Origin of the sequence: Microbacterium sp. AK031, assembly GCF_024807145.1 — a bacterium.
Taxonomy (GTDB): Bacteria; Actinomycetota; Actinomycetes; order Actinomycetales; family Microbacteriaceae; genus Microbacterium.
In genome coordinates this window covers 92,489-104,618 of record NZ_JANUCA010000004.1, presented here as the reverse complement: position 1 = coordinate 104,618, position 12,130 = coordinate 92,489, and the positions used below count along the sequence as shown (strand labels likewise).

The window sequence follows — 12,130 nt, the reverse complement described above, 5'->3', positions numbered from 1 at the left end:
GGACTTGCGGCACGAGACAGGCCGTGCCACGACCTGTCTCGTGCGGCAGGTCCTGTTTCGTGCCTCGGCCCGCGGCCACGCGGCCCGAGGTCCCGCGGCCCGCGGTCACTCCGCGGCGAGCAGTGTGTGACAGCGCTCGAGACGCTCGAACCACCAGTCGCGACGCTCGGCGGATGCCGCGAGCTTGTCGAGCCGCGCTGAGTCAGGGGTGACGCGGCCCACAGGGATCGCTCCATCCGTCGGTGCGAGTTCGGCGACATCCTCGACGAACAGCGCACCGGTGCCCAGGCCGCAGTCGTAGTCGAGGTGGGGGAGTGCAGCCGCGAGTGCGGCACCCTGCGACAGGCCCACCGCGGTGTCGAGCGCACTGGAGACCACGGCCGGCAGCCCCGCGGCGACGACGATCTGCAGCGCCCGGGTCAGGCCGCCGAGCGGCTGCGCTTTGATCACTATGAGATCGGCGGCACCCGCACGGGCGACGGCGAGCGGGTCTTCGGCCTTGCGGATGCTCTCGTCGGCGGCGATCGGGATGCCCATGTATTTCACGCGTGTGCGCAGCTCGGCGAGCTCGTCGACGGTGGCGCAGGGCTGCTCGGCGTACTCGAGATCGAACTCGGCGAGGGCGTGGATCGCGTGCTCCGCCTCATCGACGTTCCACGCCCCGTTGGCGTCGATGCGCACGCGCCCCTCGGGTCCCAGCGCATCGCGCACGGCGCGCACCCGCGCTATGTCATCGCTCAGCGCCTGGCCAGGGTCTGCGACCTTGATCTTGACTGTGCGGCATCCGGGAAATCGCGCGAGAACCCCAGCCACCTTCTCGGCGGAGACGGCCGGCATGGTGGCATTCACGGGAATGCTCTCCCGCAGCGGAGCCGGTTGCGCATTCCAGGCGTAGTCGATCGCCGCGGACAGCCACACGGATGCCTCGGCATTCGCGTATTCGACGAACGGCGAGAACTCCGCCCAGCCCTCCGGCCCTTCGAAGAGCAGCGCCTCGCGGGTGGTCACGCCCCGGAAGCGCGTCGTCATGGGGAGGGCGACCACGCGGGCCGTCTCGAGCAGCTCTGCGAGCGACGGGTTCATGTCCCCATCATGCCTCCCCGAGCGTTCCTGCCACCGTTCCGCCGCTGTTCCCGTCGCGATTTCTGTCGGCTCGGAGCGTCAGAGGCGACAGAAAGTGCGACGGGAGGGACGCTCACGCCACGGCCAGCGCCGTACGGACACGGCGAACGAGCTCGGATGGTCGCTTCAGCAACGCGGCGGTGACCTCGATGACGGTCCAGCCCGCGGCGCGGAGGGCGGCGATGCGCTCGACATCCTGTGCGTAGCGCTGACTGTGGATCGTTCCGTGGTATTCCACGATGACCCGCTCTGCGGGGTAGACCATGTCGACGCAGCCGAGGAACGCGCCGAAACGGTCATAGATGTCGGCGTTGAGTGCGGGCTCGGGAAGCCCAGCGGTCACGAGCACGCAGCGTACGCGCGACTCGCGGGGTGACCAGCTGTCTTCACGTATCAGCTCCACCGCCTCCCGCAGCCGCTTATTGCCTACGCGACGGCCCGCAGCGATCGCGGCGTGCAACTCGGCAACGGTGGCATGCGGCGCACGTCCGACGTTTCGGCGGTTGAATCCTGAGCGCCAGCACCGGCAGAAATAGTCACCCAGCGCAACGAGATCGGGCACAGAGAGGGCGCCCATGCTCGCCCAGGTTGTCGCGGCCGTGCTTATGGGCACGCCATCGCGGATCACGAACTGCGATGTGCGCGCGTCTGCGCGGTGCGCGGTGACCGCGGCCGATCGTGCGAGAGGGCCGCTTCCGAGTGTGCTGACATGCAGCGCGAGCCCGGCCCCGTCGAGAGCATTGCCGAACGAGTCGGTGACCAGCGGCACAGGCGCCTCCCAGAACGCGGCCGCGGTCTCAAAGCTGAAGAACTGATCACTTTTGAGCAACGGTGCATAGGCCAATGCCTGTGCACGCCTGCGGGCGGCCTGGATCGCGAAGTCATCGTCCGTATTCGGCGCCGAAGTCGGATGGTTCTCGAGTTGGCGAACTCCTCTGAAGGGCCGGGCGAGATCGCCTCTGCGCATCCGCTCTCCGCTGATTCCGGCATCGGCTGCATCGCGCACGCTGAACACCGTCCCCAACTCCGGCGGCAGCTCACGAGCTCTGGTCACGTCCCCACACTCGCACCGTCCGGCCGAGCTCGCCGGAGTTGTCCACAGCCACCGTTCCCGTCGCGATTTCTGTCGGTTCAGAGCAGTAGAGGCGACAGAAAGTGCGACGGGAATGGGCGGCGTGGGTCACGCCCGCTTCTGCAACTCGCCCATGAGCTCGGAGGGAGTGAAGCCCAGGCGCCGGTTGATCGCCAGCATGTGCTCGTTGACTCCGGCGTTGTAGGTGTAGATCGCGTGCACGTCCGAGGCATGTTCCTGCAGCATCCGCAGGTTCGCGAGCGCATGTCTGCAGTTGCTGCGCACCCCGGGCTACGGCTATGGCTTGCTCGAGGAGCTCGAGCGCCGTGGCTTCGCCACGGACGCGAACACGCTGTATCCGTTGCTTCGCCGACTGGAGAAGCAGGAGTACCTGACCAGCGAGTGGAACACCGAAGAGGCACGGCCTCGCAAGTTCTATCGCACATCGGACGCGGGCATCCGACTCGCCGACACCCTCACTCAAGACTGGCTCGCGCTCAGTGCTGCGATCGCCACCCTCACAGACCAGGAGAACTGACATGACTGCGACCAGCTCCTCGCTCACCGAGCGATACATCGCTGCGACGGTGAAGAGCATCACGCCCACCGCCCAGGACGATGTCCGGGCCGAGCTCGCGGCATCCATCGATGATGCCATCGAGGCGCGGCTCGACCAGGGCGAGCCGAGGGATTCCGCCGAGCGGGCCGTGTTGACCGAGCTCGGCGATCCGGGCATCCTCGCCGCGAGCTACGCCGATCGTCCGCTGCACCTGATCGGCCCGCGGTACTACCTCACCTGGTGGCGACTTCTGAAGCTGCTGTTGTGGATCGTCCCCGTCAGCGCCGCTGCCGCGGTCGCACTCGGCCTCACGATCTCGAATGCCCCCGTGGGAGAGATCATCGGCCAGACGGTCGCCGTCACCCTCTCCGTCATCGTCCACCTCTGCTTCTGGACCACGCTCGTCTTCTTCGTGCTGGAGCGCACCGGTGCGGACACCGGAGTGGTCTGGAACATCGATATGCTCCCTGAGCCCTCTGAGCAGGGCGCGGGGCGCCGCGACCTGATCGGCTCGATCGTGTTTCTCCTCATCATGGCCGGGGCGGTGCTGTGGGACCATTTCCACGGGTTCTTCCCCACGGGGGCCGACCCGATCCCGATCCTGAACCCCGAACTCTGGCCATGGTGGATCACTGGGCTGTTCGTCGTGATGGGTGCCGAGGGCGCGCTGGCGTTCTTCGTGTACGGTCGGGGCCGTTGGACGCGGACGCTGGCCGCGATGAACACCGTGCTCGCCGCCGTGTTCGCCGGTTTCGCAGTCGTGCTGCTGGCGACCGGGCAGCTCGTGAACCCGGAGTTCCTGGAGTTCGTCACGACGGCCGGTGGAGAAGGATTCGCCGCCGGCGCCGCCGAGTCAGCGGCACAGGGTGGCATCTACCGCATCCTGGCGGTGCTGACTGGTGCCTGCATCGTCGGCATCGCCGTCTGGGACAGCATCGACGGCTGGCTCAAGGCTCGTCGCGCGGGCTGAGCGGCTGGATGCCGAAGGAATAGGCTGATCCCATGGTCTCCGAACTCTTCGATCCCGCAGAATGGGTGCTCGCGCCCGGCGCCGAGGATTACACCGACATCACCGCGCACGTCACGCATGACGGCGGCGTCGCCCGCATCGCGTTCGACCGTCCTGAAGTGCGCAACGCCTTCCGGCCGCACACCGTGGACGAGCTGTATCGGGCGCTCGACATCGCCCGTCAGGATCCCAAGATCGGCGCAGTGCTGCTCACGGGCAACGGGCCGAGCGCGAAGGACGGCGGCTGGGCGTTCTGCTCCGGCGGCGACCAGCGCATCCGAGGGCGGGACGGCTACAAGTACTCGGATGACGAAGCCACAGTGGCCGACCCGGCGCGAGCCGGACGCCTGCACATCCTCGAGGTGCAGCGACTGATCCGGTTCATGCCCAAGGTCGTCATCGCCGTGGTTCCGGGGTGGGCCGCCGGCGGCGGGCACTCGCTGCATGTCGTGTGCGACCTGACCGTCGCGAGCGCGGAACACGGGAAGTTCAAGCAGACGGATGCCGATGTCGGCAGTTTCGACGCCGGTTACGGCTCGGCGTACATGGCGAGGCAGACCGGTCAGAAGTTCGCCCGCGAGGTGTTCTTCCTCGCCGAGGAATATTCCGCCCAGCGCGCCTACGAGATGGGCGCCGTCAACCGCGTGGTACCGCACGCCGAGCTTGAGCGCGAGGCACTGCAGATGGCGCGCACCGTGCTGACGAAATCGCCCACCGCGATCCGGATGCTGAAGTTCGCCTTCAACGCGGTCGATGACGGCATGGTGGGCCAGCAGGTGTTCGCGGGCGAGGCGACACGCCTGGCCTATGGCACGGATGAGGCAGTGGAAGGTCGCGACTCGTTCCTCGAGAAGCGCGATCCCGACTGGACCTCGTTCCCCTGGCACTTCTGACAACCGCGAGCGCCGACGGATGACGCAACTCATCGCCACACAGGCCGAGGACGCCGCGCAGCTGCAACGCGATCTCGCCCGGGCGCTCGACGGCGGCCCCGCGCTCGGGTTGGGGATGCTGGGCCTCGGGGAGTCGGGGGACCATTCCGAGACCGTGGACGACGGCACGGCGGTGGTCGTCGGAACCTCCGGATCGAGCGGCATCCCGAAGCGCGTCGTGCTGAGCGCCGAGGCGCTGCGCGCGGGGGCAGAGGCCACCGCTGCTCGTATCGGATCCGGCAGCTGGCTGCTCGCCCTGCCCGCCGGCTACGTCGCCGGCCTGCAGGTGCTCGCGCGCTCCATCCTCGCCGGAACGACCCCCGTCGTGCTGGACGGCGGGTTCTCGGCCCGAAGCTTCGCCGAGGCGACTCTGCCGATGCTGCGCGGCCACGACGAGCAACTGTTCACGTCCCTCGTGCCGGCGCAGGTCGCGACCCTGCTCGACGCGGCTGTCGAAGACACCACGGTGCTCGCAGCGCTCCAGGCGTATTCGGCGATCCTCGTCGGCGGACAGGCACTGCCGGCGCCGATGCGGGAACGCGCCGCCGAACTCGGCGCGCGCCTCGTGCGCACCTACGGCTCGACCGAGACGAGCGGCGGATGCGTGTACGACGGCGTGCCGCTGGACACGGTCGCGGTGAAGGCCGTCGACGGCGAACTGAGCATCGCCGGGCCCATGCTCGCGGACGGCTACCTCGGCGATCCCGTCCTCACCGAGACCACCTTCGTGCGCGATGAGCTCGGCATCCGCTGGTATCGCACCGGCGACCTCGGCATCGTCGAAGACGGCATCGTGCGGGTGCACGGGCGTGCCGACAACGTGATCGTCTCCGGCGGCGTCAACATCTCCCTCGACCGCGTCGAACGGATCGTCCGCAGCATCCCGGGTCTCACCGGCGCTGTCGTCGTCGGTGTCGACGATGAACGGTGGGGCGAAGCATCCGTCATCGTCGCCGAGCGTGGCGATGCGCTCCGTCGCAGCGAATCCGAGCAGCTCGAGCACGCGCGTGCGGTCGTCGCGGAAGAACTCGGCAAAGCGGCCAGGCCCGCGCGCATGATCATCGTCGACGAGATCCAGACGCTGAGCTCCGGCAAGCCCGACCGCGAGGCGATCCGTCGCCTCGCCGCCGAGCTGCACTGAGAGCTCCGGAGAGGGAGAACATGGCCACCTACACCCACGGGCACCACGAGTCGGTGCTGCGCTCGCACAGCAATCGCACGATCGCGAACTCGGCCGAGTATCTGCGCCCTCATCTGTCTCCGGACGCGCGGCTCCTCGATGTCGGCGCGGGCCCCGGCACGATCACGATGGACTTCGCGCAGCACGTCGCCCACGTCACTGCGACAGAGATCGGCGAGGCCGAGCTCGCGTTGTCGCAGCAGCTCGCGACAGCGCAGGGCGTGTCGAACATCGCCTTCTCGGTCGAAGATGCGCACGCCTTGAGCTTCTCCGACGACAGCTTCGACATCGTGCACACGCACCAGGTGCTGCAGCACGTCGCCGACCCGGTGCAGGCCCTGCGCGAGATGCGTCGGGTCACGAAACCGGGCGGGCTGGTCGCCGCGCGCGACGCCGACTACGCCGGGTTCATCTGGTTTCCGCTGACGCCCGATCTCGACGAGTGGCTGCAGCTGTACCGGGCGGCCGCGCGCGCGAACGGCGGCGAGCCGGATGCCGGGCGCCGACTGCTCTCGTGGGCACGGGCTGCGGGATTCGAAGACGTCACCGCGACAGCATCCACCTGGTGCTACGCGACCGCAGAGGAGCGCGTATGGTGGGGCGGCATGTGGGCGGACCGCATCGTCGAATCGGCGCTCGCGCGGCAGCTCGTGGACGACGGCTTCGCGACGACCGCTGATCTGCAGCGCATCAGCCGGGCCTGGCGCGCCTGGTCCGACGCCGCCGATGGCTGGTACCTCGTGCCGCACGGCGAGATCCTCGCGCGCGCCTGACAACCGCCGGATACATCGCTGGGCGGATGCCGGCGGCCGGCGCCTCGCGTAGCGTGAGATGGTGATCCGCCCGCTGTCCCGCACCTCGCTCGTCCTCGACATCGTCGGGGCGTTCGTGCTGTTCGCGATCTTCACTCCCACGTCGCTCGCGTTCTATGCGCCGGGGAACATCAGCTCCACGGTCCCCGAGGCCGTCGGCATCGGCGGCCTCGTCGTCGCCGCGGTGCTGCAGTGCGGCGCCGTCGCGATCGGGCGGCTCGTGCCGGGCATAGCGTTGGCCGTCGCCTGGGTCGGTGCGATCGTCCAGATGGCCGCAGGTCTCGGGCCGCTTCCGATCAACGTCGCGATCCTCGGCGTGCTCTACGCGACGGCCGCCTGGGGCACGACTCGTGTCTTCTGGGCGGGTCTCGTCTCGTCTTTCGTCGGCGGGATCATCGCCGCGACGTACATCGCCTTCAGCACTGGTCAGTTCTTCGCGGCCGGAATCTCCAGCACCGTCGCCACCTTCGTGCTGCTCGCTTTCATGAGCATCCTCGCGCTCGGTTCGCCCTGGCTGGGCGGTTTCGGATGGCGCATGGTGCTGCGCTGGCGCGTCAGCCGCGAAGCGCAGACGCGTGCGGAGATCGCCACGGCGGAGGAACAGGAGCGGGTGCGCATCGCCCGCGACATGCACGACGTCGTCGCGCATTCGCTTGCCGTGATCGTGGCGCAATCCGATGGGGCGCGCTACGCCGCGGCATCCGATCCGCAGGTGGCGACCGAAGCGCTGGGCACCATCTCCCAGACCGCCCGCTCCGCGCTGTCCGACGTGCGGATGCTGCTCACGCAACTGCGCCACCGCCAGGGCGACGGACCTCAGCCCACCATCGCCGACCTCGAGCAGCTGTTCAGCCAGGTGCGGCAGGCCGGCGTCGAGTCGCGCGTCACGGTCGATCCCATGCCGCCGGGGGAGCCCCCTGGAGCGATCCAGCTCGCGGTCTACCGCATCCTGCAGGAGGCGCTGACCAACGCCATCCGGCACGGCACCGGCGGGGTGGTCGACATCCATCTGGCATGGCTGCCTGATCGGGTCGAGGTCGAAGTGCGAAACGCTGTCGTCCCCGCTCCGGTGGTGGGCGTTCCCGGAGGGCACGGTCTGGTCGGCATGCGGGAGCGCGCGCAGCTCGTCGGCGGTTCGCTCACGGCCGCGCGCACGGGCGACGAGTTCGTCGTTCGTGCGAACCTGCCGATCGGGACTGCGTCCGAGATGCAGGCCGCTACAGGAGGAGATTCATGATCCGGGTGCTGTTGGTCGACGACCAGGCGCTTTTCCGCGCAGGCATTCGGATGCTGGTCTCATCCCAGCCCGACATGGAGGTCGTCGCGGAGGCCGGCAACGGGCAGGAGGCGCTCGCCGCTGTCGCACACACGGCACCGGATGTGGTGCTCATGGACATCCGGATGCCGGTGATGGACGGACTGACCGCCACGGCCGAGCTCCTGAAGTCGCCGGACGCACCGAAGGTCGTCATGCTCACGACCTTCGACCTCGACGAGGCTGCAGCGCGCGCGATCAGGCAAGGGGCGAGCGGGTTCCTGCTGAAAGATGCAGAGCCGGAGTTCCTTCTGGCGGCGATCCGCACCGTGCATTCCGGGTCGAACGTGATCGCAGCATCCGCCACACGCGAGCTGTTCGCGCACTTCACCGAGGCGGCGAAGCCGGTGCCTCCTGCCTATGCGTCGTTGACCGATCGTGAGCGCGAGATCTTCGCGCTCGCTGCCCGCGGACTTTCCAATGCCGAGATCGCCGGGCGCGAATTCCTCAGCGAGGCCACCGTGAAGACGCACATCAGTCGCATCCTCACCAAACTCGCCCTGCGCGACCGGGTGCAGCTCGTGGTCTTCGCGTTCGAGCACGGGCTGAACTGATCCACCGCCCGAGATCATCCTTCAGATGTAGACGGATGCTGCGCACGGGCGATGCGCCGCAGCATCCGCTCTTCGTAGCGTCGTAGGTATGGAGATCACGACCACAGACCTCGGGCTCGCAGCCCGCGTGCAGCACCTCACGAAGTCCTACGGCACGGGCGGGAGCGCCGTCACGGCTCTCGACGACATCAGCGTCGGCATCCGCCGCGGGCAGTTCACCGCGATCATGGGGCCCAGCGGCTCCGGCAAGTCGACCCTCATGCACATCATGGCCGGACTCGATGCCCCCACCGAGGGGCGCGCATGGATCGGCGACACCGAGATCACCGGGCTCGGAGACCTCGACCTCACGATCCTGCGCCGCCGCCGCGTCGGGTTCATCTTCCAGGCGTTCAACCTGGTGCCGACGCTCGACGCGCTCGGCAACATCCTGCTGCCGTTCGAACTCGACGGCCGCCGTCCGAGTGCCATCGAAAGCGCGAGGATCGACGGACTCGTCGAGACCCTCGGCCTCGGTGCGCGTCTGCGGCACCGCCCGCACGAGCTCTCGGGCGGACAGCAGCAGCGCGTGGCCATCGCCCGCGCGCTCGCCACGGCGCCCGACCTCGTGTTCGCGGATGAGCCCACCGGCAACCTCGACTCGGCGACCGGCCGCGAGGTGCTGCAGCTGCTGTCGGCGGCGAGCCGCGACCACGGCCAGTCCATCGCCATGGTCACGCACGACGCGATCGCCGCCAGCCACGCCGATCGGGTGCTTTACCTCGGCGATGGTCGCATCGTCGCAGACCACCCCCGCCAGAGTGCCGAGCAGATCGCCGCGTACATGCTCGCGGCCGAGGTCGCGGCATGAGCGCCGTGGCATCCGTCGTCCCCGAGACGACCGCGACCGGACCTCGCCTCACCTGGCTGCGCGACCGTGGGATGGGCGCCAGCGTTCTGGTCGCCGCGCTCTCGTCGGTTCTCGGCGTCGTGCTCATCGAGGCGACGGTGTACATCGGGGCGATGCTGAAGGCTGACCCGTACATCGGAGACAGCGGCACACTCGCCGTCGTGGTCGCGTTGCTCTCGGTGCTGCTGATCGGCGTCGCGCTCTATGTCGGCGCGATCGTCACGGCCAACACGTTCTCGACCATCATCGCCGGGCGCACGCGCCACATCGCGCTGGTGCGACTGATCGGCGGCAGCGCACGTTCGCAGCGGGTCGAGGTCGCGAATCAGGGTCTCGTCGTCGGCGCGCTCGGTGCCGTCATCGGCCTGGTCGTGGGCATCGTCATCGCCTGGGGCGGAGTGGCCGTCGCCGATCGGATGCTGGGCGCGCTGCCCTCGTTCACCCTGATGCAGCCGGCGATCCTGATTCCAGCGATCGGCGTCGCCCTGACCACGTGGGCGGCGGCGTGGGTGGGCTCCAGGCGCGTGCTCGCGGTGACGCCGCTGCAGGCCATCGGAGGCTCGGTGGAGCGCTCGCACGAGGATGCCGCGCGGCGCCCCACGCGCCACGTCGGCGCGCTGCTGCTGCTCATCGCCGGGGCGGCCCTGCTCGCATTCGGCGTGCTCACCGGGTTGGTCACGCCGCTGGGCGTGGTCGTGGCGTTCTTCGGCGGATTGCTCTCGTTCACCGGGATCTCGCTGGGAGCCGTTCTCGTGATTCCGCCGCTACTGCGACTCGTCGGAAAGCTGTTCGGACGCTCGGCGACCGCACGACTGGCAGCCGAGAACGCGCTGAGGTACCCGGAGCGCTCCAGCCGCATGGCGATCGGCGTCGTCATGGGCGTGACGCTGGTGACGATGTTCGCTGTCGCGCTGGAATCGGTCAAGGTGCTGCTGGCGAAGGCCGCAGGTGGAGAGCTCGATTCGGAGTTCGCCCTCATCATGGACAGCTTCGCCGCCGTCATGATGGTGCTCGTCGGCGTCTCGGCCGCGATCGCCGCGGTCGGATTGGTCAACCTGCTCACGATCGGAGTGGTGCAGCGGCGGCGCGAGCTCGGACTACTGCGGGCGATCGGCCTGTCGAACGGCCAGGTGCGCCGGATGATCCTGCTCGAGGCGCTGCACATCACGATCACGGCGACGGCGACCGGGCTCGTGCTCGGAGTGCTCTACGGCTGGATCGCGGCGCAGTCGCTGCTCGGCTCTGTGCGGGTGCCGCCGAACTTCGACACGGCGGGGCTTGTGGCGCCGGCCGTGCCATGGATCCCCGTGGTCGTCATCGTCGTCGCCACCGCGGTGCTGACGCTCGTGGCCGCAGCGACACCGACCCGGCTGGCGACCCGCGTCGCGCCGGTCGAGGCGCTGGCCGTCGACTGAGCCGCAGGTCTCATAGGCTAGAGGGATGCCGCAGCCGTTCGATCAGTCCGCATATCAAGTCCGCTTCGAGTGGGGAGTCGCGGGGCTGCAGCGTCTCGCACCCGCCGACGTGGTCGTCGTGGTGGACGTGCTGCGCTTCTCATCGACAGTGACGGATGCCGTGGCCTCGGGCCGCACGGTCTCACTGGCGGATGCCGAGGGCTGGACGCGCAACGGTGCGGCCGTGGTGGCGGCGGCCGGCGAATCGACCGTGCTTCTCGGCGCGTTGCGCAACGCATCGGCGGTGGCGAAGACGGTGCTCGAACTGCAGAACCGCCGACAGCAGCGCACCTCTGTCGCCGTGATCGCGGCGGGCGAGCTGACGGATGCCGGAGACCTCCGCCTCGCCGTCGAAGATCAGCTCGGCGCGGGCACCATCATCGCGGCGCTGAGCGATCTCGGCGCCGACCACACCTCGCCCGAAGCGGCGGTCGTCTGCGAATCGGCGCGCGGACTGCGCCTGGCGATGCGGCATCTGCTCACAGCATCCGGATCCGGCAAGGAGATCGCCGAAGGCGTCGCCGCGACCGCGCGGATCGAGCGAGCAGGGCTTGTGCCGACAGGAACTGCGGCTGCCGCCGAGGTGGACGCGACGCATGTCGTGCCGGTGCTCAGCGACGGACAGTTCATCGCGTTCGCCTGAGCCTGTGGCTACTGCGGGTGCGGCATCTGCGCGGCGAGCTTCACCTCGGCGGTGATCTCGCGGCGGGTCCATGCGAACTCGAACCGTGGGTCGAAGGTGCGAGAGCACTTGACGCACGAGGTCGCCCTGCTGGGCCGGCGGTGCCGGTATGTCACGTGACCGGCGGGGCAGGTGCCGATCCACGGCGCCAGCTCCTCCGCCGTCTCGCCGTGGTGCGTCGTTCCGCCGACGTAGCCGATGTCGCGGGCGATCAGCTTCCACTTCGCCCCGTGCGCGGCTCGGTGGCCGGCCAGGGCGTGGGCGACTTCGTGCAGCAGCACCTGGTGGATCTCGTCGTCGTCGAAGCGCGCCGCGAGGTAGCGCGACACGGTGATCTTCTTCGCTCGGAAATCGCACTGCCCGGCACGACGTTTCGCGTGGTCGAAGCCGAACGACCAGGAGTCATCGAGGTGCAACCGAATCAGTGCGTCACCCCAGATGCGCACACGGTCAAGTTCCGCCATGCGCCCAGATTAGAACAATCCGGCGACATTCGGCCGGTTGTCGGATGTCGGACGCTTCGACAGGGCCAGCGACCGGCGGAGCGAGG

General features: G+C 68.8%; 14 protein-coding genes. 10 read left to right on the top strand and 4 right to left on the bottom strand.

Annotated features, from left to right (window positions below):
- Nucleotides 1-105: 105 nt before the first annotated feature.
- The 3 genes from HDC95_RS09845 to HDC95_RS09835 form a co-directional block, all read right to left on the bottom strand.
- Nucleotides 106-1,083, bottom strand: a complete 978-nt coding sequence (locus tag HDC95_RS09845; protein ID WP_259063271.1) for an o-succinylbenzoate synthase — start codon at nt 1,081-1,083, stop codon at nt 106-108.
- Nucleotides 1,084-1,195: 112 nt separating this feature from the next.
- Nucleotides 1,196-2,176, bottom strand: a complete 981-nt coding sequence (locus HDC95_RS09840) for a DUF559 domain-containing protein (protein ID WP_259063269.1) — start codon at nt 2,174-2,176, stop codon at nt 1,196-1,198.
- Nucleotides 2,177-2,302: 126 nt separating this feature from the next.
- Entirely contained in the window at nt 2,303-2,440 is a 138-nt protein-coding gene (locus tag HDC95_RS09835) for a hypothetical protein (protein ID WP_259063268.1), read from the bottom strand.
- On the opposite strand from HDC95_RS09835, the gene HDC95_RS09830 reads away from it, so the two are divergent.
- The 10 genes from HDC95_RS09830 (at nt 2,406) to HDC95_RS09785 (ending at nt 11,541) form a co-directional block, all read left to right on the top strand.
- The gene (locus HDC95_RS09830; protein WP_259063425.1) at nt 2,406-2,732 is read left to right on the top strand and encodes a PadR family transcriptional regulator; all 327 of its coding nucleotides are present in this window, start codon (nt 2,406-2,408) and stop codon (nt 2,730-2,732) included. The two genes, HDC95_RS09835 and HDC95_RS09830, sit on opposite strands and share 35 nt — an antisense overlap.
- Before the next feature lies 1 nt (nt 2,733).
- Nucleotides 2,734-3,723 carry a permease prefix domain 1-containing protein gene (locus HDC95_RS09825; protein ID WP_259063267.1) on the top strand — a complete coding sequence of 330 codons (990 nt, stop codon included), beginning with the start codon at nt 2,734-2,736 and terminating at the stop codon, nt 3,721-3,723.
- A gap of 32 nt (nt 3,724-3,755) precedes the next feature.
- Nucleotides 3,756-4,655 carry a 1,4-dihydroxy-2-naphthoyl-CoA synthase gene (locus HDC95_RS09820; RefSeq protein WP_259063266.1) on the top strand — a complete coding sequence of 300 codons (900 nt, stop codon included), beginning with the start codon at nt 3,756-3,758 and terminating at the stop codon, nt 4,653-4,655.
- 19 nt (nt 4,656-4,674) lie between these two features.
- Nucleotides 4,675-5,835, top strand: a complete 1,161-nt coding sequence (locus tag HDC95_RS09815) for an AMP-binding protein (RefSeq protein WP_259063265.1) — start codon at nt 4,675-4,677, stop codon at nt 5,833-5,835.
- 20 nt (nt 5,836-5,855) lie between these two features.
- Nucleotides 5,856-6,647 carry a class I SAM-dependent methyltransferase gene (locus HDC95_RS09810; RefSeq protein ID WP_259063264.1) on the top strand — a complete coding sequence of 264 codons (792 nt, stop codon included), beginning with the start codon at nt 5,856-5,858 and terminating at the stop codon, nt 6,645-6,647.
- A 61-nt stretch (nt 6,648-6,708) separates the two neighbouring features.
- Nucleotides 6,709-7,923, top strand: a complete 1,215-nt coding sequence (locus tag HDC95_RS09805) for a histidine kinase (RefSeq protein ID WP_396652691.1) — start codon at nt 6,709-6,711, stop codon at nt 7,921-7,923.
- A complete protein-coding gene (locus HDC95_RS09800) occupies nt 7,920-8,555 on the top strand; it encodes a response regulator transcription factor (RefSeq protein WP_259063262.1) in 636 nt (211 codons plus the stop codon). Before HDC95_RS09805 ends, HDC95_RS09800 begins: the two co-directional genes overlap by 4 nt.
- A gap of 88 nt (nt 8,556-8,643) precedes the next feature.
- Nucleotides 8,644-9,405 (top strand): ABC transporter ATP-binding protein, encoded by a 762-nt coding sequence (locus HDC95_RS09795; RefSeq protein ID WP_259063261.1) that lies wholly within the window; start codon nt 8,644-8,646, stop codon nt 9,403-9,405.
- On the top strand, nt 9,402-10,859 hold the full coding sequence (locus HDC95_RS09790) for an FtsX family ABC transporter permease (RefSeq protein WP_259063260.1): 1,458 nt from the start codon (nt 9,402-9,404) through the stop codon (nt 10,857-10,859). Before HDC95_RS09795 ends, HDC95_RS09790 begins: the two co-directional genes overlap by 4 nt.
- A 25-nt stretch (nt 10,860-10,884) precedes the next feature.
- Nucleotides 10,885-11,541 (top strand): 2-phosphosulfolactate phosphatase, encoded by a 657-nt coding sequence (locus HDC95_RS09785; protein ID WP_259063259.1) that lies wholly within the window; start codon nt 10,885-10,887, stop codon nt 11,539-11,541.
- A gap of 8 nt (nt 11,542-11,549) precedes the next feature.
- Here HDC95_RS09785 and HDC95_RS09780 read toward each other — a convergent pair whose 3' ends face one another.
- On the bottom strand, nt 11,550-12,044 hold the full coding sequence (locus tag HDC95_RS09780) for a SprT-like domain-containing protein (protein ID WP_259063258.1): 495 nt from the start codon (nt 12,042-12,044) through the stop codon (nt 11,550-11,552).
- Nucleotides 12,045-12,130: the final 86 nt, after the last annotated feature.